At 72.6% G+C, this 22,865-nt stretch carries 21 protein-coding genes and 1 tRNA gene; 9 read left to right on the top strand and 13 right to left on the bottom strand.

Annotated features, from left to right (window positions below):
- Positions 1–43 precede the first annotated feature (43 nt).
- The 3 genes from OHB56_RS20990 to pdhA are packed head-to-tail and all read right to left on the bottom strand — an operon-like array spanning position 44 to position 3,725.
- Positions 44–1,558, bottom strand: a complete 1,515-nt coding sequence (locus OHB56_RS20990; protein WP_326753679.1) for a dihydrolipoamide acetyltransferase family protein — start codon at positions 1,556–1,558, stop codon at positions 44–46.
- Positions 1,558–2,562 carry an alpha-ketoacid dehydrogenase subunit beta gene (locus OHB56_RS20995; RefSeq protein WP_326753680.1) on the bottom strand — a complete coding sequence of 335 codons (1,005 nt, stop codon included), beginning with the start codon at positions 2,560–2,562 and terminating at the stop codon, positions 1,558–1,560. Before OHB56_RS20995 ends, OHB56_RS20990 begins: the two co-directional genes overlap by 1 nt.
- Entirely contained in the window at positions 2,559–3,725 is a 1,167-nt protein-coding gene (pdhA, locus tag OHB56_RS21000) for a pyruvate dehydrogenase (acetyl-transferring) E1 component subunit alpha (protein WP_326753681.1), read from the bottom strand. Before pdhA ends, OHB56_RS20995 begins: the two co-directional genes overlap by 4 nt.
- Before the next feature lie 190 nt (positions 3,726–3,915).
- Here pdhA and OHB56_RS21005 point away from each other — a divergent pair, with 190 nt between their 5' ends.
- Positions 3,916–4,401 (top strand): Lrp/AsnC family transcriptional regulator, encoded by a 486-nt coding sequence (locus OHB56_RS21005; protein WP_326753682.1) that lies wholly within the window; start codon positions 3,916–3,918, stop codon positions 4,399–4,401.
- 86 nt (positions 4,402–4,487) lie between these two features.
- Here the strand turns inward: OHB56_RS21005 and OHB56_RS21010 are convergent, their stop codons facing one another.
- The gene (locus OHB56_RS21010; RefSeq protein WP_055595074.1) at positions 4,488–5,078 is read right to left on the bottom strand and encodes a TetR/AcrR family transcriptional regulator; all 591 of its coding nucleotides are present in this window, start codon (positions 5,076–5,078) and stop codon (positions 4,488–4,490) included.
- Entirely contained in the window at positions 5,075–6,589 is a 1,515-nt protein-coding gene (locus OHB56_RS21015; RefSeq protein ID WP_326753683.1) for a 3-hydroxyacyl-CoA dehydrogenase, read from the bottom strand. Before OHB56_RS21015 ends, OHB56_RS21010 begins: the two co-directional genes overlap by 4 nt.
- Before the next feature lie 239 nt (positions 6,590–6,828).
- On the opposite strand from OHB56_RS21015, the gene paaN reads away from it, so the two are divergent.
- Positions 6,829–8,520: a phenylacetic acid degradation protein PaaN gene (paaN, locus tag OHB56_RS21020; RefSeq protein WP_326753684.1), complete on the top strand. Its 1,692-nt coding sequence runs from the start codon at positions 6,829–6,831 to the stop codon at positions 8,518–8,520.
- A gap of 22 nt (positions 8,521–8,542) precedes the next feature.
- Here paaN and OHB56_RS21025 read toward each other — a convergent pair whose 3' ends face one another.
- The 3 genes from OHB56_RS21025 to OHB56_RS21035 are packed head-to-tail and all read right to left on the bottom strand — an operon-like array spanning position 8,543 to position 11,611.
- Positions 8,543–9,427 carry a TrmH family RNA methyltransferase gene (locus OHB56_RS21025; protein ID WP_406354990.1) on the bottom strand — a complete coding sequence of 295 codons (885 nt, stop codon included), beginning with the start codon at positions 9,425–9,427 and terminating at the stop codon, positions 8,543–8,545.
- A gap of 10 nt (positions 9,428–9,437) precedes the next feature.
- Positions 9,438–10,775, bottom strand: a complete 1,338-nt coding sequence (locus OHB56_RS21030) for an HTTM domain-containing protein (protein WP_406354991.1) — start codon at positions 10,773–10,775, stop codon at positions 9,438–9,440.
- Positions 10,772–11,611 carry a DUF5819 family protein gene (locus OHB56_RS21035; RefSeq protein ID WP_406354993.1) on the bottom strand — a complete coding sequence of 280 codons (840 nt, stop codon included), beginning with the start codon at positions 11,609–11,611 and terminating at the stop codon, positions 10,772–10,774. Before OHB56_RS21035 ends, OHB56_RS21030 begins: the two co-directional genes overlap by 4 nt.
- Positions 11,612–11,990: 379 nt before the next feature.
- Here OHB56_RS21035 and paaA point away from each other — a divergent pair, with 379 nt between their 5' ends.
- From paaA to OHB56_RS21060, 5 genes are read left to right on the top strand one after another with little or no spacing between them, the layout of a single operon-like run.
- Positions 11,991–12,986, top strand: a complete 996-nt coding sequence (gene paaA, locus OHB56_RS21040) for a 1,2-phenylacetyl-CoA epoxidase subunit PaaA (RefSeq protein ID WP_406354995.1) — start codon at positions 11,991–11,993, stop codon at positions 12,984–12,986.
- On the top strand, positions 12,983–13,270 hold the full coding sequence (gene paaB / locus OHB56_RS21045) for a 1,2-phenylacetyl-CoA epoxidase subunit PaaB (RefSeq protein WP_055597391.1): 288 nt from the start codon (positions 12,983–12,985) through the stop codon (positions 13,268–13,270). Before paaA ends, paaB begins: the two co-directional genes overlap by 4 nt.
- Positions 13,267–14,001, top strand: coding sequence for a 1,2-phenylacetyl-CoA epoxidase subunit PaaC (gene paaC, locus OHB56_RS21050; RefSeq protein ID WP_406354997.1), 735 nt, complete (start codon positions 13,267–13,269; stop codon positions 13,999–14,001). The genes paaB and paaC overlap by 4 nt, the downstream gene beginning before the upstream one ends.
- Positions 13,995–14,555, top strand: a complete 561-nt coding sequence (gene paaD, locus OHB56_RS21055; RefSeq protein ID WP_406354998.1) for a 1,2-phenylacetyl-CoA epoxidase subunit PaaD — start codon at positions 13,995–13,997, stop codon at positions 14,553–14,555. Before paaC ends, paaD begins: the two co-directional genes overlap by 7 nt.
- The gene (locus OHB56_RS21060; protein WP_406354999.1) at positions 14,555–15,613 is read left to right on the top strand and encodes a 2Fe-2S iron-sulfur cluster-binding protein; all 1,059 of its coding nucleotides are present in this window, start codon (positions 14,555–14,557) and stop codon (positions 15,611–15,613) included. The genes paaD and OHB56_RS21060 overlap by 1 nt, the downstream gene beginning before the upstream one ends.
- A 403-nt stretch (positions 15,614–16,016) precedes the next feature.
- On the opposite strand, the gene OHB56_RS21065 is transcribed toward OHB56_RS21060, so the two are convergent.
- The 4 genes from OHB56_RS21065 to OHB56_RS21080 all read right to left on the bottom strand — a co-directional run bounded on the left by OHB56_RS21065 (position 16,017) and on the right by OHB56_RS21080 (position 19,858).
- Positions 16,017–16,346, bottom strand: a complete 330-nt coding sequence (locus OHB56_RS21065; protein ID WP_055630269.1) for a rhodanese-like domain-containing protein — start codon at positions 16,344–16,346, stop codon at positions 16,017–16,019.
- Between the two features lie 74 nt (positions 16,347–16,420).
- Positions 16,421–17,275, bottom strand: coding sequence for a hypothetical protein (locus OHB56_RS21070; protein WP_326753693.1), 855 nt, complete (start codon positions 17,273–17,275; stop codon positions 16,421–16,423).
- A gap of 139 nt (positions 17,276–17,414) precedes the next feature.
- The gene (locus OHB56_RS21075; protein ID WP_406355001.1) at positions 17,415–18,878 is read right to left on the bottom strand and encodes a DUF2252 domain-containing protein; all 1,464 of its coding nucleotides are present in this window, start codon (positions 18,876–18,878) and stop codon (positions 17,415–17,417) included.
- A gap of 305 nt (positions 18,879–19,183) precedes the next feature.
- A complete protein-coding gene (locus tag OHB56_RS21080) occupies positions 19,184–19,858 on the bottom strand; it encodes a ScbR family autoregulator-binding transcription factor (protein ID WP_055597397.1) in 675 nt (224 codons plus the stop codon).
- A 215-nt stretch (positions 19,859–20,073) separates the two neighbouring features.
- On the opposite strand from OHB56_RS21080, the gene OHB56_RS21085 reads away from it, so the two are divergent.
- The gene (locus OHB56_RS21085) at positions 20,074–21,150 is read left to right on the top strand and encodes a ScbA/BarX family gamma-butyrolactone biosynthesis protein (RefSeq protein ID WP_406355004.1); all 1,077 of its coding nucleotides are present in this window, start codon (positions 20,074–20,076) and stop codon (positions 21,148–21,150) included.
- Positions 21,147–22,115 carry an NAD-dependent epimerase/dehydratase family protein gene (locus OHB56_RS21090; protein ID WP_406355005.1) on the top strand — a complete coding sequence of 323 codons (969 nt, stop codon included), beginning with the start codon at positions 21,147–21,149 and terminating at the stop codon, positions 22,113–22,115. Before OHB56_RS21085 ends, OHB56_RS21090 begins: the two co-directional genes overlap by 4 nt.
- Before the next feature lie 418 nt (positions 22,116–22,533).
- Here OHB56_RS21090 and OHB56_RS21095 read toward each other — a convergent pair.
- A tRNA-Leu gene (locus OHB56_RS21095) sits at positions 22,534–22,617 on the bottom strand.
- Positions 22,618–22,865 lie beyond the last annotated feature (248 nt).

Raw genomic sequence — 22,865 nt, forward strand, 5'->3', positions numbered from 1 at the left:
GGAACGCGGGGGCACGCACGACATGGTCAGGGGGAACAGGACGTCACAGTGTCCGCAGCAGCACCGCCGGTTGCTCCACGCAGTCCGCCACGTACCGCAGGAAGCCGCCTGCCGTGCCGCCGTCACAGACCCGGTGGTCGAAGGTGAGCGAGAGCTGCACGACCTGCCTCACCGCCAGCTCGCCCTCGTGCACCCAGGGCTTGGGGACGATACGGCCGACGCCGAGCATGGCCGCCTCCGGGTGGTTGATGATCGGGGTGGAGCCGTCGACACCGAAGACGCCGTAGTTGTTCAGCGTGAACGTACCGCCCGTGAGTTCCGCCGGCGTCAGCGTTCCCGTGCGGGCCGCCTCGGTCAGCCGGGCGAACTCCGCCGTCAGCGACTCCGCGTTGCGCGTGTGCGCGTCCCGTACGACGGGGACGACGAGCCCCCGCTCGGTCTGCGCGGCGAAGCCGAGATGCACGGCCGGGTGCCGGACGATCTCCCTGGCCGCCATGTCCACGGAGGAGTTGAGCTCGGGGAAGCGGGCCAGCGCGGCGGTGCAGATCCGGGCCAACAGGGCGAGCACGGAGATCTTCGGCCCGCCGGTCACGGGGTTCTGGGGGCGCTCCTCGGCGAAGCGCCGCATCGCGTCCCGCGCCCGCATCAGTTCGGTCGCGTCGGCGTCCACCCAGCAGGTCGCGTCGGGGATCTCGGTACGGCTGCGGGAGAGCTTGTCGGCCATGACGCCGCGGATGCCCTTGAGGGGGATGCGGGCGGCCTCCGGGGCGGCCGGGACACCGACGGCCGGCGCGTGCGCCGGTGCCGGTGCCTGCGTCGGCGGCACGCGCGGGTGCGGCTCGGTGGTGGGCGTCCGGTCCCTGCCGGTCTGCGTTCCGGCGGCCCGGAGCGCGTACTCCACGTCCGCCCGCAGAATCAGCCCCTCGGGCCCGGAACCGGCCATCTCCCGCAGGTCCAGGCCGTTCTGCCGGGCCAGCCGGCGCACCAGTGGCGAGATCACGGGGACCGGCTCGTCCACCGCCCCGGCGGTACGGGCCCGCAGGGCAGCGGGTGTCCGGCCGCCGGCGGCGGCGGCCCGACCGTTCGCCGTGGACGCGGCGGGCGTCGCCGGGGCACTCGGCGCCGACTGCCCCGGCCGGACCCTGCGCCGCCGGGCCGGCGCCTCCGACGTGCCGTAACCGACCAGCACATTGCCGGAGCCCTCCGAGCGTGGGACCTGTGCACGCGAGTCCTCCGCACGGGAGTTGTCGGCACGGGAGCCGTCCGCCGCGGAACGCTGTTCCCCCGCCGGACGGCCGTCGTCGTCGGCCGGGCCGTCCACCGCGACCGTGATCAGCGGGGCGCCCACCGGCACCTCGGCGCCCTCCTCGCCGAACCGGGCGGTGACCACGCCCCCGTAGGGGCAGGGCACGTCCACCATCGCCTTGGCCGTCTCGACCTCGACGACCGGCTGGTCCACGGCGACGACCTCGCCGACCTCGACCAGCCAGCGCACGATCTCCGCCCCGGTGAGCCCCTCACCGAGGTCGGGGAGCTTGAACTCCAGCACCTGTGCCATCAGCTTTCGGCCTCCCACTGCAGACGCCCCACGGCATCCAGGATCCGGTCCACGCCGGGCAGGTGGTGGCGCTCCAGCATCGGCGGCGGATACGGAAGGTCGAACCCTGCCACACGCAGCACCGGCGCCTCCAGATGATGGAAGCAGCGCTCCGTGACCCGGGCCGCGATCTCGCCGCCGGGACCGCCGAAGCCGCCCGACTCATGGACGACGACCGCGCGTCCCGTCCGCCGCACCGAGGCGCACACCGTCTCGTCGTCGAACGGCACCAGCGAGCGCAGATCGACGACCTCCAGGTCCCAGCCCTCGGCACGGGCCGCCTCGGCCGCCTCCATGCAGACGGGAACGGACGGCCCGTACGTGAGGAGCGTGGCGCTCCGGCCGGAGCGCCGCACCACCGCACGGCCCAGGGGTTCAACGGCCGACGGCCGCTCCGGGTTCCAGGAGTCCTTCGACCAGTACAGACGCTTGGGTTCGAGGAGGACGACCGGGTCGTCGGAGGCGATGGCGGCACGCAGCAGCCCGTAGGCGTCCGGGACGGTCGCGGGCGTGACGACATGGAGCCCCGGAGTCGCCATGTAGTACGCCTCGGAGGAGTCGCTGTGGTGCTCGACGCCGCCGATGCCGCCGCCGTAGGGGATGCGGATGGTGAGCGGCAGGGGCATCCGCCCGCGCGTGCGGTTGCGCATCTTCGCGACGTGCGACACCAGCTGCTCGAACGCCGGGTAGGCGAACGCGTCGAACTGCATCTCCACGACCGGCCGCAGCCCGTACATCGCCATGCCGACGGCCGTCCCGAGGATGCCCGCCTCGGCCAGCGGGGTGTCCGTGCAGCGGTCCTCGCCGAACTCCTCGGCGAGGCCGTCGGTGATGCGGAAGACCCCGCCGAGGGTGCCGACGTCCTCGCCCATGACGTGCACGGACGGGTCCGCGGCCATCGCGTCGCGCAGCGCGCGCGTGAGCGCCTGCGCCATGGTGGCCGGTTTGGCGGCGACAGTGGTCATCGCTGTGTCCCTCCCGGGCCGGAGCCTGCCCCGGCCCCGTCCTCCGCTTCGGCCGCCAGCTCGGCACGCAACTGCTCCCGCTGCTCCAGCAGCTGGGAGGTGGGCTCGGCGTAGACGTGGGCGAACAGGTCCATGGGGTCGAGCGCCGGGTCCTGGTTCATGCGCGCCCGCAGGTCGGCGGCCATGGTCTCGGCGTCCTGGCGGACGGCGGCGATACGGTCGTCGTCGAGCAGACCGCGCCGGGTCAGTTCCTGTTCGAGGAGCGCGATGGGGTCGTGCCCCTTCCAGGTCTCCACCTCGGCGTCGCCCCGGTAGCGGGTCGCGTCGTCGGCGTTGGTGTGGGCCTCCACACGGTAGGTGATCGCCTCGACCAGGGTCGGGCCGCCGCCGGCGCGCGCATGGCGTACGGCGTCGGCCAGAACCTCGTGCACGGCGGCCGCGTCGTTGCCGTCGACCAGACGGCCGGGCATCCCGTAACCGACGGCCTTGTGGGCCAGCGACGGGGCCGCGGTCTGCTTGGCGAGCGGGACGGAGATCGCGAAGCCGTTGTTCTGGACGAAGAAGACGACCGGTGCCCGCCACACGGCGGCGAAGTTCAGCGCCTCGTGGAAGTCGCCCTCGCTGGTCCCGCCGTCACCGACCATGGCCAGCGCGACCACGTCGTCCCCCTTGAGGCGGGCGGCGTGCGCGAGTCCGACGGCATGCGGCAGCTGGGTGGCGAGGGGCGTGCTCAGCGGCGCGACCCGGTGCTCGTAGGGGTCGTACCCGGTGTGCCAGTCGCCGCGCAGGAGGGTGAGGGTCTCGACGGGGTCCACCCCGCGGGCGACGACGGCGAGCGTGTCGCGGTAGCTCGGGAAGAGCCAGTCCTGCTCCTCGAGGACCAGCGCGGCGGCGACCTCGCAGGCCTCCTGACCCGTGCTGGAGGGGTAGACCGCGAGACGGCCCTGCTTGGTGAGCGCGGTGGCCTGCGCGTTGTAGCGGCGGCCCTTCACCAGCTCCGCGTACAGCCGGCGCAGCAGCTCCGGATCGGCCGCGTCGGCGCGCCCGGTGCCGAGCACCCGGTACGGCTCCGCGTCGGGCAGCAGCGGCGCGGGATCGGTACGGGGCTGCCAGGCGGGCGGCGGGGTCGGCCGGTAAGCGCCCCGCTGCTCCATGACCGTCATGACGGCACCTCCTCGTGGGAGCGGCTTGTGGAGGCGCGGCGTCTGTGACGCGCCTCACCAACCGATTGTTCGGTCGTCGGCGCATTTTGGCTACGGGTGGCGCCAGGCTGTGGACAAACGGTTTTCCACAGCCTGTGATGGACGCATTACGTCCATGACGGAGAGGCGGGACCGGGTGTCGTCTGAACAAATGGCCGAGAGTTCGGAGGGGAGCGGGCCGCTGCCGCCCGCGCGCCCCCTGGACGCCATAGACCAGGACATCCTGCGCATGCTCCAGGCGGACGGCCGTGCGTCCGTACGGTCGGTCGCCGACCGGGTCCACGTCTCGCGTGCGAACGCCTACGCCCGGATCAACCGGCTCGTGGAGGACGGCGTCATCCGCGGCTTCGGCGCCCGCGTCGACCACGAACGGGCCGGTCACAGCACCTCGGCGTACATCACCCTGAAGATCGTCCAGAACACCTGGCGCACGGTCCGCGAGCAGCTCCGACAGCTTCCCGGCGCCTCCCACATCGCCCTGGTGGGCGGTGACTTCGACGTGCTGCTCCTGGTGCACACCCCGGACAACCGGGCGTTGCGCGAGCTGGTGCTGACCCGGCTCCAGGCGATCCCCGAGGTGCTCAGCACGCGCACCCTGCTGGTGTTCGAGGAGGAGGACCTGGAACCCCAGGGGTGAACCGCCGGACGAGTCCGGGGCTGCTCCCGGGCAGCCCCGCCCGGGACCCGTCCCCCCGCGAGGACCGCCCCGGGCCGTTCCCGGGGCTAGGACGCCTTGCGCAGTCCGCCGAAGGCAAGCTGGACCACCGCGTCCGTCACCTCGCGCTCGCTCATGCCGCGCCCGTCCGGCCGGTACCACTCGACGAGCGAGTTGATCATCCCGAAGACCAGTCGGGTCACCAGGCGCACCTCTATGTCGCCGCGCACGTCCCCGTCCGCCGCCGCGGCCTTCAGCAGTGCCGCCACCCGGTGGTCGAACTCGCGCCGCCGCTCCAGGGCCCACCGCTCGGTGCCCGTGTTGCCGCGCACGCGCAGCAGCAGCGTCACGTACGGCAGCTCCGCGATCAGGACCTCGACCATGCGCCGTACGACGTACTCCAGGCGCTCGGCGGCACGCCCCACGCGCGCGTGCTCCTCGTCGAGGATGCCGAAGAGACCGTCCAGCGCCCGGCTCACGGCGCGCCGCAGCAGTTCCTCCTTGCCCGCCACGTGGTGGTATATCGACGACTTGGAGATGCCGGCGGCCTTGGAGAGATGCTCCATGGAGGTGCCGTCGTAGCCACGCTCGTTGAACACCTGGACGGCGACGGAGAGCAGGGACTCCGGGGTGTACGTGTCGCGCCTGGCGGTGGTCATGGGGTGTCCTCCCGCTTCTCGGTGGCGCACGCGTGCCGGTAGAGCGCGAGGGACGGCGCGTAGCGGCCGGACTGATCGCGCTCGTGCAGGTCCTCCAGGAGGGAGCCGGCCCAGCCGCGGCCGAGGCGACGGTTCCACTCGAAGGGGCCGAGAGGGTAGTTGACGCCCAGGCGCATCGCGGTGTCGATGTCCTGCTCGGTGGCCACCCCCTTGGCGACGGCGTCGTGCGCCAGGTCGATGATCCGCGCCACCGTGCGCGCGACGATCATGCCGGGGACGTCCCCGATGACGCTGACCTTCTTCCCGAGCGCCTGGAACAGCCCGGTGGCCTCGGCGACGGTCCGGGCGGAGGTGTCCTGGGAGTGGGACAGGGCGATGCGCGTGGCCTCGCGGTAGTCCGGCGAGAGGTCGAAGTAGACGACGTCGCGGTACTCCACGGAGGTCTGGCCGTCGGCGAGCACCAACTGGCCGCCACTGGGCAGCACCAGGCGGGTGCCGTTGTCCTCGTCCTCCGCGCGGACCTGGATTCCGGCCTCGCGGATCAGGGCGAGCAGGTCCGAGGCGGGCCCCAGATCGCCCTCGGCGACCACGTACGCGGGCGGCCCGGCCTGCTCCGCGGTGTGCGGCTCGGGGCGCTCGGCGCCGTCCCGGTAGTCGTACCAGCCCCGGCCGCTCTTGCGTCCGAGGCGGCCGGACTCGACCAGCCGGCGCTGGGCCAGGGACGGTGTGAAGCGCACGTCCTGGAAGAAGGACCGCCACACCGAGTGGGTGACGGACTCGTTGACGTCCTGCCCGATGAGGTCGGTCAGTTCGAAGGCGCCCATACGGAAGCCGCCGGACTCGCGCAGCACCGCGTCGACGGTGGCCGGATCGGCCCCCTGGGACTCGTACACCGCGAAGGCCTCGGCGTAGAAGGGCCTGGCGATGCGGTTGACGATGAAGCCGGGGGTGTCGGCGCAGGCGACCGGTGTCTTGCCCCAGGCGCGGGCCGTCTCGTACGCGCGCGTGGCGCAGGTGACGTCGGTGGCGAAGCCGGAGACGACCTCGACGAGTGGCAGCAGCGGCGCCGGGTTGAAGAAGTGCAGACCCACGAAGCGGCCGGGGACGCGCAGGGCGCCGCCGATGGCGGTGACCGACAGGGAGGACGTGTTGGTGGCGAGCAGGCAGTCGTCGGAGACGACGTCCTCCAGCGCGCGGAACAGCTCCTGCTTGACGTCCAGGCGCTCCAGGACGGCCTCGACGACCAAGGCGCAGTCGGCGAGGGCGGTGAGGTCCTCGGCGGGCAGCAGGCGGATGCGGGCCGCGTCCCGGTCGGCGGCGGTGAGCCGTTCCTTCGCCACGAGCCGGTCGAGCCGGGCCGCGATCGCCTCCGCCGCTTCCCGGGCCCGGCCGGGGACGGTGTCGTACAGCCGCACGGGATGACCCGCGACCAGTGCGACCTGGGCGATGCCCTGGCCCATGGTGCCGGTGCCGACGACGGCCACGGGACTGCTGAGGTCGAGTGCTGTCATGTGCGCGATCCTCCCGCACGGGCTTGTCCACAGATGCGGCGGACCCTCTTGTCCCGACCGATCGTTCGGTTACTCTAACTCCGACCGCCCGACTTCCGACATCCCTTGCCTCCGACACCCTTCCCTCCGGCATCGTCGCCGTTCCCGCCGTCCGGCGCCGTCGGCCTCCGATGTCCCTGCCCCCGCCTCCCGCCCCAGGCTTTGCCCGGTCCCCGAACTCGACGAGGAGTTGGTCCCCGATGGCCGCCGAACCCACCGCGCAGCAGCTGACCGCCCAGCACCGGCCCACCCTGGACCGGGCGCTGGAAGCGATCCGCACGCGCGCGTACTGGTCCCCGCACCCCGAGCACCCCAAGGCCTACGGGGAGAACGGCAGTCTGGACCTCGCGGCGGGCAAGGCCGCCTTCGACGCGCTGCTCGGCACCCGCCTCGACCTCGACCAGCCCGGCACCGACGACTGGGTGGGCGGCGAGACCTCCCCGTACGGCGTCGAACTGGGCGTGAGCTACCCGCACGCGGACCTCGACGTGCTGCTGCCCGCCATGCGGGCCGGGATGCGGGCCTGGCGGGACGCGGGCGCCGAGACCCGCGCGATGGTCTGCCTGGAGATCCTCAAGCGGATCAGCGACCGGACGCCCGAGTTCGCCCACGCGGTCATGCACACCTCCGGCCAGGCGTTCATGATGGCGTTCCAGGCCGGCGGCCCGCACGCGCAGGACCGCGGCCTGGAGGCGGTGGCGTACGCGTACGCCGAGCAGGTGCGCACCCCCGACACCGCGGAGTGGACCAAGCCGCAGGGCAAGCGCGACCCGCTGGCGCTGACCAAGCGGTTCACCCCGGTCCCGCGCGGCATCGGCCTGGTCGTCGGCTGCAACACCTTCCCCACGTGGAACGGCTATCCGGGCCTGTTCGCCTCCCTCGCCACCGGCAACGCGGTCCTGGTCAAGCCGCACCCCCGGGCGGTGCTGCCGCTCGCGCTCACCGTCCAGGTCGCGCGCCAGGTGCTCGCCGAGGCCGGCTTCGACCCGAACCTGGTGGCGCTGGCCGCCGAGCGGCCCGGCGAGGGCATCGCCAAGACCCTGGCCACCCGTCCGGAGATCCGGATCGTCGACTACACCGGCTCCACGGAGTTCGGCGACTGGCTGGAGGCCAACGCCCGCCAGGCGCAGGTGTACACGGAGAAGGCCGGCGTCAACACGGTGGTCGTGGAATCGGCCGGCGACTACCAGGGCATGCTCGCCAACCTGGCGTTCTCCCTGTCGCTCTACAGCGGCCAGATGTGCACCACCCCGCAGAACCTGCTGATCCCGCGCGACGGCATCACCACCGACCAGGGCCCCAAGTCCTTCGACGAGGTCGTCGCCGACCTGGCGCAGGCGGTCGACGGCCTGCTCGGCGACGACACGCGCGCGGCCGGCCTGCTCGGCGCGCTCGTCAACCCCGGTGTCAAGGACCGTCTGGAGGCCGCCGGCGGCCTCGGCGAGGTCGCCCTCGCCTCCCGCGCGATCGCCCACCCGGAATTCCCGGACGCGGTGGTCCGTACACCGGTGATCGTGAAGCTGGACGGTGCGAAGCCGGACGCCGAGGCCGCCTACATGAGCGAGTGCTTCGGCCCGGTCTCCTTCGCCGTCGCCGTCGACTCCGCCACGGACGCGGCGGAGCTGCTGCGGCGCACCGTCCGTGAGAAGGGCGCGATGACCGTCGGCGCGTACACGACCTCCCCGGAGTTCGAGGAGCAGGTGCGGGAGGTCTGCCTGGAGGAGGCCGCCCAGCTCTCCCTCAACCTCACCGGCGGGGTGTACGTCAACCAGACGGCCGCCTTCTCCGACTTCCACGGCTCCGGCGGCAACCCGGCGGCCAACGCGGCCCTCACCGACGCCGCGTTCGTGGCCAACCGCTTCCGGGTGGTCGAGGTGCGCCAGGAGGCGTAGGCCCGGCCGGCGCGGGAGGCGTTCAGGCGGGTGCGCCCCCGGTGGCGCTCCAGTGGTACAGCGTCATGGCCACACTGGTCGCGAGGTTGTAGCTGGAGACCTGGGGGCGCATCGGCAGCGCCACCAAGTGGTCGGCCCGCGCGCGCAGCTCGGGCGAGAGCCCGCTGCGCTCCGAGCCGAAGGCGAGCAGCGCGTCGTCCGGCAGTTCCAGCGCGCGGATGTCCTCGCCCTCCGGATCGAGTGCGAACACCGGGCCGGCGGGCAGTTCGTCGACGGACAGCCGTTCCACGGCGGTCGCGAAGTGCAGCCCGGCCCCGCCGCGCACGACCGTGGGGTGCCAGGGGTCGAGGGTGCCGGTGGTGACGACCCCGGTCGCCCCGAAACCGGCGGCCAGCCGGATCACGGCGCCCGCGTTGCCCAGGTTGCGCGGCTGGTCGAGGACCACCACGGGCGCGGTGCGCGGGGTGCGCGCCAGCCCGGCCAGGTTGCCCGCGCGGGAGGGCCGTACGGCGAGCGCGGCGACGGCGGTGGGGTGCGGGCGCGGGACGAGCGAGGCGTACGTCGCGTACGGCACCTCGGCCAGCAGCGCCGCCAGCGCCTCCCGGACGTCCGGGGCCAGCTCGTCGGCGAGGGCGAGCGCGGCGGCCCGGTCCGCGGTCACCGCCACCTCGACCTCGGCGCCGAAGCGCACGGCGTGCTTGAGGGCGTGGAAGCCGTCGAGCAGAACCGCACCGCCGGTGTGCCGGTGCCAGCGGGTCACGGGGGCGGCGTCGTCCTGGGCGGGAGTCGCGGGGGGCACGGAGTCGCGGTCGGGGTCGGTGTCGCGGTCGGGGTCGGGGGCGGCGTCGCGGTCAGGATCGGTGTCACAGTCAGGATCGGTGTTGGTGTCGCGGTCGGGGGCGGCCATGATGTGCAGCCTACGGGCGCGTGCCGGGTGCTTTCCCGGGCGCGGGGGCGATCGGCTCCCGACCGGCCTGCTCCTCCCCGTCCACGCGATCCACCTGATCCACGTGGTCCACCTGACCCACGTGGCCCACCGGCCCTCCCGGGCTCCCGGTCCTGGGTACGGGTACCGGCGCACCGTCCGCGCGCGTGCGCGACGGCGGGGTGCGGAGTGTTCGGGTGCGTACCCCCACGTAGGCGCGCCCGAAGGCGTTGCCCAGGCGGCGCAGGAACGACGTCGGCAGGAAGACCGCGTCGGCCGCGATCATCGCCAGGGAGAAGAAGGGGAGTCCCAGGACGACGGCGATCACCGCGTGCTCGGTGATCATGAGCGCCAGGAGCACGTTCTTGACCCGCCGGTTGAACAGGGTGAACGGGAAGGCGACCTGTACGGCGACCGTCCCGTAGGTCACCAGCATCACCAGGGTGCCGCTGGCGGTCAGCAGGTCGCTGAGGGCCGGCCAGGGGGAGAAGTACTCCAGGTGCAGCGGGTAGTGCACCGCGGTGCCGTCCTGCCAGCGGGAGCCCTGGATCTTGTACCAGCCGGCCGTGGCGTAGATCAGACAGGCCTCGGCCATGATCACCAGCAGGGCGCCGTTGTGCACGATGTTGGCGACGACGTCCAGCAGACCGCGCGGCTGCGGGGTCCTCGCGTAGCGCCCCACCAGCCACCACAGCGCCTGCGCCAGCCATACGGCCCACAGCAGCGCCGGAACGAACCGGTCGCCGTCCATCCGGCCGGCCAGGGTCGCCAGGAGCAGCAGGAAGCCCAGCACTCCCCACAGCGCGGGGCCCGTCCGGTCCCGCGGCCGCTCGCCACGCGCCCGCGCCTCGTCCGCGCGCCGGGCACGCCTCGCGTCCAGGGACCACACCTGGCCGCAGCGCGTGAACACGAGGTAGACCGACATCAGGTGCAGGACGTTGTCACCGCCGTCGCCCATGAAGACGCTGCGGTTCTGCAGCGACAGCACGCCCACCATGAACAGCACCGACATGGTGCGGGTGCGCCAGCCCAGCAGCAGCAGGACGCTCCACACCACCGCGAGCAGGTAGAGGGCCTCGAACCAGCCCTGGCCGTCCGACCACAGCAGCGCGGTGAAGGCACCGTTGGACCCTACGAGCTGATCGGCGAGGTCCCAGTCCCACGGGCCGTCGGGCCCGTAGAGCTCCTGGCGGTGGGGGAACTCACGCAGCAGGAACAGCAGCCAGGTCGCGCTGAAGCCGATCCGGATCACCGCGGTCTGATGAGGACCGAGGGCGGAATCGGCGACCCGCGCGACCGCGCCGGAGAGCTTGAGGGGGAAGCGGTTCACCCGATGCCTCCCCGGGCCTCGTCCTCCGGTACCGGCCACCAGGGCAGCATGCGGTACACCGGCTTCGTGGAGACCTCCTCCTCGCTCCACTCCGGCGGCGGCACGTCGGCCGTGCGGGAGCGGACCTGGATCCGGTCGACGACGCCGCCCGGTCCGGCCGCGTCCGACCGGTCGAGACGCATCACCATGATCCGGCGCAGATACGACTCGGCCAGCGTGCCGCGCATCCCCGCCGGCCGGTCCTCGCCGTCGTGCGTGGCGACGAAGAAGTCCCAGGCGCGGCGCAGCTCGTTCTGCTGGGTGTGGCTGGGCAGGAGGTTGCCGTCGATGGCCCGGCCGTCCTCGGCGGACAGGTCGTACCAGCCGGTGGTCCGCACTCCCCCGTCCGGCGCCAGCACTTCGGCACGGACCTGGACGGAGATGTTCTGCTGCAACGGGTTCGGCGCGAACAGCTTCCAGTTCTGCTCGAACTCCGGGTAGATCCAGTCCTCGATCGTCTCGGCGTGCTCCTTGGAGACCGTGTTCGCGGGCGCGACGTGGAGGAACGTCATGCCTATGTGCACGCAGACGACGACAGCGACGATCCCGAGCGCCACGGCGGCGGCGATCTGATGACGGAGGGAGAGGGCGGCCACGCCGGTACGGGGCTCAGGGGGCGGGGGATCCGCGTCCGGGGGCGGTGGGGCAGAGGAGGACGGTGGGGCGCCCGAAGGCCAGGGATCGTCCCGGTCGGCGGGCGCCGGTGCGGGCGGGGCGGAGGGCGGGGCAGGGTCGCCCGGTACTCCCGGCCCGGTCCACCCGTGCCGGGCGTGCGAGCCCTCGTCGTACGCGTCCATCCCGCCCCGTCCCCACAGTCCCGGTCCGAAGTCCCGGTCCGAATTCCGGCCGATCGCCGCCGCCGTCCGGCGTGCGAGGGCGACGTGCCGCCCGCGCACCGCTCCGCAGCGTCGCACGGGAACGGTACTCAGCACCGGCCGTCGCGGCACAGCCCCAGCGGTCCGCGCGTTCCGTGGCCGTCACCACATCCACGGCCGGCCCGGTCGCCCACCGGGGCCCGCCCCCGCCGTCGGTCCCGCTCCGCAGGTTATCCACAGCTGTTGACACCTCGCGGCGCCCGTCTCACCATGGACTCGCACGGACCGAACGATCGGTCGGGAGCGTGTTCCGGGAAGAACCCAGGAAAACCCAGGAAGAACCCAGGTCGAAGGGGACCTCATGGCGACAGCAGTCGACAGCGCGGGCGCGGGCGCGGGCGGCGGGGGTGACGGCACGGAGTACGAGCGCGCCTTCGACGCGGCCGTCGCCGCCGACGAGCGGATCGAACCGCGCGACTGGATGCCCGACGCCTACCGCGCCACACTCGTCCGGCAGATCGCGCAGCACGCCCACTCCGAGATCATCGGCATGCAGCCGGAGGCCAACTGGATCACCCGTGCGCCCTCGCTGCGCCGCAAGGCGATCCTGATGGCCAAGGTGCAGGACGAGGCCGGCCACGGCCTGTACCTCTACAGCGCCGCCGAGACCCTCGGCACCAGCCGCGAGGAGCTGCTGGACAAGCTGCACTCCGGCCGCCAGAAGTACTCCTCGATCTTCAACTACCCCACGCTGACCTGGGCCGACGTCGGCGCGATCGGCTGGCTGGTGGACGGCGCCGCGATCACCAACCAGGTGCCCCTGTGCCGCTGCTCGTACGGTCCGTACGCGCGCGCGATGGTGCGCATCTGCAAGGAGGAGTCCTTCCACCAGCGCCAGGGCTACGAACTGCTGCTGGCCCTGAGCCGCGGCACCCCCGAGCAGCACGCGATGGCCCAGGACGCGGTGGACCGCTGGTGGTGGCCGTCCCTGATGATGTTCGGCCCGCCCGACGACGAGTCCCAGCACTCCGCGCAGTCGATGGCCTGGAAGATCAAGCGGCATTCCAACGACGAACTGCGCCGGCGCTTCGTCGACATCTGCGTCCCCCAGGCCGAGTCGCTCGGCCTCACCCTCCCCGACCCGGACCTGCGGTGGAACGAGGAACGGGGGCACCACGACTTCGGCCCGATCGACTGGACCGAGTTCCGGGACGTCCTCAAGGGCAACGGCCCGTGCAACGAGGAGCGGCTGACCCGGCGCAGGCGCGCCCACGAAGAGGGCGCCTGGGTCAGGGAGTCGGCAGCCGCCTACGCGGCCAAGCACACGACCGGCGAGACAGGAGCGATCCGCGCATGACCGACACCGACTGGCCCCTGTGGGAGGTCTTCGTGCGCTCGCGCCGGGGGCTGTCCCACACCCACGCCGGCAGCCTGCACGCCCCGGACGCGGAGCTGGCCCTGCGCAACGCCCGCGACCTGTACACCCGCCGCGGCGAGGGCGTCTCGATCTGGGTCGTGCCGTCGTCCGCGGTCACCGCGTCCTCGCCCGACGAGAAGGACCCGTTCTTCGAACCGGCCGCCGACAAGCCCTACCGGCACCCGACGTTCTACGAGATCCCCGAGGGGGTGCAGCACCTGTGACGACGACACCCGCCCGGGACACCGTCCTCACGACGGCCGCACTCGCCCTCGGCGACGACGCCCTCGTGCTCTCCCACCGCCTGGGCGAATGGGCCGGCCACGCCCCCGTGCTGGAGGAGGAGGTCGCCCTCGCCAACATCGCGCTGGACCTGCTGGGCCAGGCCCGCGTACTGCTGTCGCTGGCGGGCGACGAGGACGAGCTGGCGTTCCTCCGCGAGGAGCGCGCCTTCCGCAACCTCCAGCTGGTCGAGCAGCCGAACGGCGACTTCGCCCACACCATCGCCCGCCAGCTGTACTTCTCCACCTACCAGCACCTCCTGCACACCGAACTCGCCGCCGGGGACGGCCCGCTGGCACCGCTGGCCGGCAAGGCCGTCAAGGAGGTCGCCTACCACCACGACCATGCCGAGCAGTGGACCCTGCGGCTCGGCGACGGCACCGCCACCGGCCACGCCCGGATGCAGCGGGCGGTGGACGCGCTGTGGCGTTACACCGGCGAGATGTTCCAGCCGGTCGAGGGCCTCGGCATCGACTGGCCGGCCCTGGAGACGGCCTGGCTGGAGCGGATCACGCAGGTGCTGCACAGGGCCACGCTCACCGTGCCCGACGGTCCGCGCACGGGCGCGTGGACGGCCGGCGCCGGGCGCCAGGGGCTGCACACTGAGCCCTTCGGCCGCATGCTCGCCGAGATGCAGCACCTGCACCGCAGCCACCCGGGGGCGACATGGTGACCCCGGCGGCCACCACCCCGCTGGAGGCGGAACTGCTCGAACTGGCCGGTTCGGTGCCCGACCCCGAACTGCCCGTGCTGACCCTGCGCGAGCTGGGCGTGGTGCGCGCGGTGCACGCACACGGGGCGGACGCCGTAGAGGTCGAGCTGACCCCCACGTACACGGGGTGCCCGGCCGTCGAGGCGATGTCGGCGGACATAGAGCGGGTGCTGCGCGAGCACGGGGTGCGTGAGGTCACCGTCCGCAGAGTGCTCGCGCCCGCCTGGTCGACCGACGACATCACCGACGAAGGACGGCGCAAGCTACGGGAGTTCGGCATCGCCCCGCCGCGCGTACGGCCGGCGTCCGGTGCGGTCGCGGTGGATCTCGGACCGACCCGCGCCCGCGGTTCGCGGGCGCACGGAGCGGACGGACCCGTGCCGGAGCCCGTGCGGTGCCCGCGCTGCGGCTCCGCCGACACCGAGCTGCTCAGCCGTTTCTCGTCCACCGCGTGCAAGGCGCTGCGTCGCTGCCTGGACTGCCGTGAACCCTTCGACCACTTCAAGGAGTTGTGATGGCGCGCTTCCACCGGCTCCGGGTGGCCGCCGTCGACCGGCTCACCGACGACTCCGTCGCCCTCACCCTCACCGTCCCGCCGGACCTGCGCGAGGAGTACCGCTACGCCCCCGGCCAGCACCTGGCCCTGCGGCGCAGGGCCGACGGCGAGGACATCCGGCGCACCTACTCGATCTGCTCCCCGGCCCCCGACGGCGCGGGGCCCGACACGCTGCGGGTGGGGGTGCGGCTGGTCGGGGGCGGCGCCTTCTCGACGTACGCCCTGAAGGAGATCGGCGTCGGGGACGAGCTGGAGGTGATGACCCCGGCGGGCCGTTTCACCCTCCCGCCCGCACCCGGCCGGTACGCGGCGATCGTCGGCGGGAGCGGCATCACCCCGGTGCTTTCCATCGTCTCGACCCTTCTGGAGCGCGAGCCCGGCGCCCGGTTCTGCCTGATCCGCAGTGACCGGACGGCCGCCTCGACGATGTTCCTGGAGGAGGTCGCCGACCTGAAGGACCGCTACCCCGACCGGTTCCAGCTGGTGCCGGTGCTCTCCCGGGAGGAGCAGCAGGCGGGGCTGCCGTCCGGACGGCTCGACGAGGAGCGGCTCGCCGCCCTGCTGCCCGCTCTGCTGCCCGTGGGGCAGGTGGACGGCTGGTTCCTGTGCGGCCCGTACGGGCTGGTCGAGGGGGCCGCACGGGCCCTGCGCGGCCTGGGCGTGGCGCGCTCCCGTATCCACGAGGAGATCTTCCACGTGGACGCCGGCGCACCGGCCGCCCCCACGGCGTCGGCCCCCGCCCACAGCACCGTCACCGCCCTGCTCGACGGACGCGGCGGCACCTGGCCCGTCCAGGACGGCGAGGCCCTGCTGGAGACGGTGCTGCGCAACCGCCCCGACGCCCCCTACGCCTGCAAGGGCGGGGTGTGCGGAACGTGCCGCGCCTTCCTCGTCTCGGGCGAGGTGCGGATGAACCGCAACTTCGCGCTGGAGTCGGAGGAGACCGACGCGGGCTATGTACTGGCATGCCAGTCGCATCCGGTGACGGAGAGGGTGGTGCTGGACTTCGACCGGTGACGGCCGCACTGCCACCGTCCAGGCAGCGCTGTCCATGCCGCGCGGACCGTTCCCTGCCTCTTGAACCCGTTCGAAGCTGACGCCCCGTCAGGACGACGGAAGGCAGGGGACGCCGGGTCCGTCGGCGGCGCGGGACGTGCTCTCCGGGGCCGCCGACGAGCCCGGCGACCAGTCCGGCACTCGCCTCGGGACCCGTCGCCGACACGTCCCGACCGCGCCCCGGGGGGGGAAGAGCAGGCCGACGCGGACCTGCTCATCCTGCTGCTCGCTGCTGCTGCTCGACGCGGAGCACGGCGACGCAGGCACCCGGACCCGGTGCCCGATACCCATGCGCGGCACGGCCTGTGATGACCGCCCGCCCGTCCCCGGTCCCACAGAACGCGGGTCCTGCAGAACGCGGGTCCTACAGAACGTGCCCGGGCCGGCCGTCATCGGTGACGACGGGGCGTCCCGCGGACTCCCACACCTGCATGCCGCCGTCCACGTTCACGGCGTCGATGCCCTGCTGGACCAGATACATCGTGACCTGGGCCGAGCGCCCGCCGGAACGGCAGATCACATGCACCCGGCCGTCCTGCGGAGCCGCTTCGGTCAGCTCGCCGTAACGGGCGACGAACTCACTGATCGGGATGTGCAGCGCCCCTTCGGCATGACCGGACGCCCACTCGTCGCTTTCGCGGACGTCCAGCAGGAAGTCGCCGTCCTTGAGGTCCGAGACCCCGACCGTGGGCACTCCAGTCGCAAAACTCATACCCCCGACGCTACCGGAAGCCCCGGCCCGGGGACTCACGCCCGCCGGACCGGCCCTCAGCCCTCCAGAGCCTCCAGGGCCGCCAGCTCCGTCTCGCGCTCGATCACCTCGGCGCGCAGCTGCTCGGCGATCTCCTCCAGGAGACGGTCCGGGTCGTCCGGGGCCAGCCGGAGCATCGAGCCGATGGCGCCCTCTTCGAGCTCCTTCGCGACCAGTGTGAGCAGTTCCTTGCGCTGGGCGAGCCATTCGAGCCGGGCATAGAGCTCCTCGCCGGCGCTCGGGGCCTGTTCCTTCAGCTTCGGGCCCGCCGCCCATTCCGCGGTGAGTTCCCGCAGTTCTGCCTCACTGCCGCGGGCGTAGGCGGCGTTGACGCGGGTGATGAACTCCTCGCGACGGTGGCGTTCCGCCTGCTCCTGCGCCAGGTCCGGGTGGGCCTTGCGGGCGAGGTCTCGGTAGAGCCTGCGGGCCTCCTCGCTGGGCCGCACCCGCTCCGGGGGCCGGACGGGCTGGTCGGTGAGCATGGCCGCGGCCTCCGGGAAGAGCCCGTTGCCGTCCATCCAGCCGCCCAGCAGTTCCTCCACGCCGGGGATCGGCTGCAGCCGGGAACGCGCGTCGTCGGCCAGCCGGCGGTCCTCGGGGTCACCGCTGCGGGCGGCCTTGACCTCCAGGATGCGGGCGTCCAGCTCCTCGATGCGGGCGTACACGGGGCCGAGCCGCTGCTCGTGCAGCCGGGAGAAGTTCTCGACCTCGATGCGGAAGGTGTCCACCGCGATCTCGAACTCGATCAGCGCCTGCTCCGCGGCCCGCACGGCCTGCTCCAGCCGTGCCTCGGGCCGCTGCGCACCACCGCCGGCCGACGCCTGCCCCGCACCGGCGCCGCCGCTGCCCTGCTCACCCTCCGAGGTCGTCACCCGAACAGCGTAGGGCACCACCGCCACCCCCGAATCCCACCACCCTGCTTCCCGAGGCCGCCCGCTCTGCCCCCGGGAGCCGACCGACCGGGCTCTCCACCCGGCCGGCGGAGAGCCTCCGGAAGAAGTGAAGCAGTGCTCAGACCCCCATCTCCGCCGCGATCCGGCCCGAGCGGACCGCTGCCACCAGGTCCGCGTGGTCCGCCTCCGTGCGGTCGGCGTAACGGAAGGCGAAGTCGCCCATCGCCTCGTCGAGTTCGTCGTTCTTGCCGCAGTAGCCCGCGATCAGGCGGGGGTCGGCGCTGTGGGAGTGGGCGCGGGCCAGGAGGGCGCCGGTCATCCGGGCGTAGTCGTCGACCTGGTCGGCGGACAGGGCCGTGGGGTCGACGCTGCCCTTGCGGTTGCGGAACTGCCGTACCTGGTAGGGCCGCCCCTCGACGGTCGTCCAGCCCAGCAGGTTGTCGCTGACCACCTGCATCCGCTTCTGGCCCAGGACCACGCGCCGGCCCTCGTGGTCGGCGTCGGGGACGTCGAAGCCGGCCGTCAGCAGATGCGGCACCAACGCCGAGGCGCGGGCCTCCTTCACCTGGAGGACAAGGGGCTCACCCTGGTGGTCGAGGAGCAGCACGACGTACGAGCGGGTGCCCACGCTGCCCGTGCCGACGACACGGAACGCCACGTCCTGCACCGCGTGCCGGGCCAGCAGCGGAAGCCGGTCGGGCTGGAGGGTGCCGACGTACTCCTCCAGGGAGGAGGCCACCGCCAGGGCCTCGGCGTCGGGGACGCGACGCAGCACCGGCGCGGCGTCGACGAAGCGACGCCCGCCGTCCTCCGTCGCCTCGGTGGACTTGGCCGCGAAACGGCCGCTGGTGTTGGCGCGGGCCTTCGCGTAGACCCGCTCCAGCGTGCCGAGCAGATCGTGCGCGTCGGTGTGGGAGACCAGCTCCTCGTCGGCGATGGCGTTCCACGCGTCCAGCACCGGCATCCCGGCCAGCAGCCGCATCGTGCGACGGTAGGCGCCCACCGTGTCGCGGGCGGCCTTGCGGCAGGTGTCCTCGTCCGCGCCGACCTCCCGTCCCGCGAGCACCAGCGAGGTGGCGAGCCGCTTGAGGTCCCACTCCCAGGGGCCCCACACCGTCTCGTCGAAGTCGTTGAGGTCGATGACCAGCCCACCGCGCGCGTCGCCGTACAGACCGAAGTTCGCCGCGTGCGCGTCGCCGCAGAGCTGCGCGCGGATCCGCGTCATGGGAGTGCGGGCCAGGTCGTGGCCCATCAGGCCCGCCGATCCGCGCAGGAAGGCGAACGGTGTCGCCGCCATCCTGCCCACCCGTATCGGCGTCAGCTCGGGCAGCCGGCCACGGCTGGACTCCTCGACCGCACTGACCGCGTCGGGGCGGGAGGGATCCAGGTCGAGAGCGGAGTGCGCCCCGCGCGGCACCAGTCGGCGCAGAGCCTTGCCGTCCGCCTTGGCCGAGCCCTCGGGCGGCCACGCCGCGAAGCCCGTTACGCGCGGCAACCGCCGTACCTCACCGGCAGCGAGGCCCGGCTCCGCCTGCTCCGCCGTCCTGCCCGTCCCGGCCCCGCCGGCACCCGTCTCGGTCACCACAACCGCCTCCCCCTGTACGCCCACACGTACGCCCGTACACCCACGTCGGCCGCGCCGCACACGAACGGCCACCGGCCGTCGGCCCGCCTCGACGTCGACACGGGCGTCGGCGCAGGCCATGACATCAACCGTGCCGACCGTACAACCCGGTGGCCGAAATGCGTCAGGCCCTGTGGACAACTCCGGGACCGTGGACGACTTCGTCACCCACCCGCACCCCTGCCACCACCCGCCCCGCGACCACCGTCCACCCCATCGTCCGAGCCACGGCTACCGCCTGCCACGCCTGTCCTGCTGTCCCGTTATCCCGCTTCTGCCCCGGTGGTCACATTCCCCGTGGCCGGTTCCAGTCGCCCCGCCTCGAGGGCCCGTCGGCCGCGGTCCGCCGAGATGTCCAGCCGGGCCAGCACCGCCGGGACCGCGATGCCCGGCAGCATGTGCTGGAACAGCACCACGACCCGGTGCTCCAGGTCCTGCCGCTGACAACGCAGTTGGGAGAGGAGCTGCACTCCCGAAAAGCTCGCGACCAGCAGTTCCGCCGTCTCCGTCACCTCGACGTGCGGCAGCAGCTCGCCCCTCGCCTTCGCCTCGGCCAGGGTCCGGGTGGTCTGGTCGATCCACATCCGGAACGCCGGAGTCCGGTCCAGTCCCAACGCTCCCTGGTCCAGGGCCAGTCCGACACTGGCGCGCACCAGCGGGTCCGTGCACAACCGCAGAGCCAGCACCAGACCGGAGTCGACGAGTTCCTGGAGTTTGCTGGACTGGGGCGGCAGGGTAACCGCCAACTGCTCCTCGAAAATGCCGAGCGCCAGCTCCTCCTTGGAGCCGAAGTGGAAGTACAGCGCGCCCTTGGTCACTCCGGCCCGGCCCAGAATCTCGCCGATGGTCGCCGAGGTGTAACCGCGTTCGTCGAAGACGGCCGCGGCCGCGTCCAGAATGGTCCGCCGTGTGCGGATCGCGCGCTCCTGTCGCGCCATCGGGTGCCTCCTGATCTCCGTGGATCTCGTGGATCGCCGTGAAGTAGCCATGCGGTAGCCGTGCGGTCGGCATACCGCCGTACCACGATGCCGTGCGGGCACGTGGGCTTGTGGGCTCGTCTCCAACGGTGTGGATCACCCTTGAAAAAAACCGGCTCGTCCGTATCTTAGTGCGAAGTCGACCGGAGCCAGGCCTTCTATCCGGAGGGTTCCTCATGCCGCAGTCAGGTGCCACAAGCACGCCCACGGGGGATCGAACCGGACAGCGGAGCGCGCCCGCGACCACCATCGGACAGGCCGCCGGAGCACCCACCGTCACCCGGGTCACCGCGGAACTCGCCCACCGGACCCGTGCGGCGGACATCTTCCCGACGGAATGGGTCCGCCGGTCCGAATTCGGCTTCCGCGTCACCGCGTACTGGCCCGCCGACCACTCCTTCTTCGGCCCGGTGGACGACCTCCACCAGGATCCGATGATCATCGCCGAGACGCTGCGCCAGACCACGATGGCCCTCGCCCATGCCGAGTTCGGCGCTCCCCTCGACACCCACTTCGTCATGGGGGACCTGGGAATCTCCACCGCCCCCTCCGAACTCCTGCTCGCGGATGCCGCGGAGCCGGTCACCGTCGACGTCGTCTGCTCCGGGGTACGCCGCCGGGGCCGCGGTCTGAGCAGTATGCGGACCGTCATGGAGTTCCACCGCGCGGGACGGCTCGTCGCCCGGGGCACCGGCGGCATGGGCTGCACCTCGCCGGCCGCTTACCGCCGCCTGCGAGCCGGACAGCTGGCCGGTCCGGGCACCGCGATATCCCCCTCCCCTCCCGTCCCTCACGAACTGGTCGGCCGCCGCCGTGCGGAGGACGTCGTCCTCTCCCGCTCGGACCGACCCGGCACCTGGCTCCTGCGCGTCGACACCGGTCACCCCGTCCTCTTCGCCCGGCCCAACGACCACGTCCCCGGCATGGTTCTGTTCGAGGCGGCCCGCCAAGCGGCGACAGCGGCAACCGGCGGACGCGTCTTCCTTCCCTCCGACCTTGCCTCCTCCTTCAGCCGCTACACCGAACTGGACCGCCCCTGCCTCCTCGAAACCGAGGTCCTCGACAAGGGTGGGGCAGGTGCTGAAGCCGGCAGCCCCGACAGGGGAGACCACGGCGACGGAGACGAGGTGACCGTACGGGTCTTCGGCCTGCAGAACGACGAACCCGTCTTCACCGTCTCCCTCACCTCGGCACCCCACCGCCGGACCCCGGGGCCGACCCCGGCCCCGCCCCCGGTGCGGTCGCTGACATGACGGTGAACCTCCTGGTCACGGGCGGCACCGGCTTCATCGGCAGCCGGGTCGCCGCCGCCGCCCGCCAACACCCGTACGCCTGCGTCCGGTTGCTTTCCCGCCGTACACCCTCCGGGAGCGCACGGCCCGAAGCGACGCAAGCGGACCCCTCCCTGGGCGCACTCCCGTCCGCCGGGACCGTTCCCGGCGACCTCGCCGACCCGGCCTCCCTGCACGGCAGTTGCGACGGCGTCGATGTCCTCGTCCACTGCGCCTCGCGCATCACCGGTGACCCGGAATCCGTCGCGACGGTCAACGACCGGGGCACGAAGGCCCTGCTGGAGGAGGCGGTACGCAGCGGGGTGCGCCGCATCCTGTACGTGAGCACCGCCGCCGTCCACGGCAGGGGCCCCTTCCGCGGCGTACGGCCCGGCGAGGCGCCCGTCGCCCCCGCCTCCGCCGCCAGCCGCGCCCGCGCCGCGGCCGAACGACACGTCCTCGAAAGGGGCGGCCTGGTGCTGCGACCCCACCTGGTGTACGGCGCGGGCGACCGCTGGGTGGTCCCCGGACTGGTGGGACTCCTGAGGGAGTTGTCGGCGACCGTGGCGGGCTGCGGAGCCCTGCACTCGATGATCGACGTCGACACCCTGGGCCGCGCGGCCGTCGCCGCGGCGCTCTCCCCGGTGCACGAACCTGGCGTCCACTACGTCAACCACCCGGACCCGGTGCCCGCGTCGGAGCTGCTCGCGGCCGTCTGCACCCAGGTGGAACAGCCCGGCGAGGGAACGGAGGTCGACGTCCCGACCGCCTACGCACGGGCCGCCGGCTCCCCGCGCGCCCTGCACCACCTCGGCATGCTCACCGTGGACCACTGGTTCAGGGACGACACCTTCTGGGACGGCCTGGACTGCTCCCCGGGCAAGCCCTTCCTCCACGCCTTCCCCCACGCAGCCCCCTGGTACCGGTCGTTCGTCACCACTCCCTGAGCGACTCCCCACCACGGCCGCCGCACTCGCGTTTGCCCCGGCCCCGGCCCGACCCCGGCCTCTCTGCCCTCTGCACCGCACCCGCGCCCCCGTGCGCTCCCACCACCCCGGAGACCAAACCGACCCGTCGGATTGACTCCTGCGACAGCCATGCGATGCCACCCCCACAGGCCACGGCATCACGCCGCCGCACCGTCGGGGCCCCCTGCCGCCCCTCAGTCCTTGCTCGACTGCGGAAAGCACCGAAGTCCGCACGTACGGTCACCGGACACCCAAAAGGATCATGAGATGTTCCTCACACGTTCCAGGCTCATTACCGCTTCGGTTCCCGCACCACCGCACCCTCGACCCGCCCCGTCCCGAGCCCGGGCATGCGAAACGGGCGGCATCCGTGAGAGATGCCGCCCGTTCGACGGTGTGCGCGAGGGGGGAGTTGAACCCCCACGCCCTTGCGGGCACTGGAACCTGAATCCAGCGCGTCTGCCTATTCCGCCACCCGCGCATTGGGTGTGCCGTCAGGCTCTTCCCCGTTGGGGTTCGGCGCCTTTCGACTCCTGAACATTAGCACGCTGGTGGGGGTGGACTCACATCCCTTTCCACCCGCCCCGGCACCCACCCGCGTTGAGTAGCGCCGTCGCCCATGAGGGCCCATGAGCAGCCCACAAGCCGCCCACCGGCCGCCCTCGAACAGTCACAGAAGATCAACAGCACCGTCGCACCGGCCCGTCCCGTATCGCCCCGTATCGCTCC

The sequence above is a fragment of the Streptomyces sp. NBC_01635 genome (assembly GCF_045209715.1).
Lineage (GTDB): Bacteria > Actinomycetota > Actinomycetes > Streptomycetales > Streptomycetaceae > Streptomyces > Streptomyces hirsutus.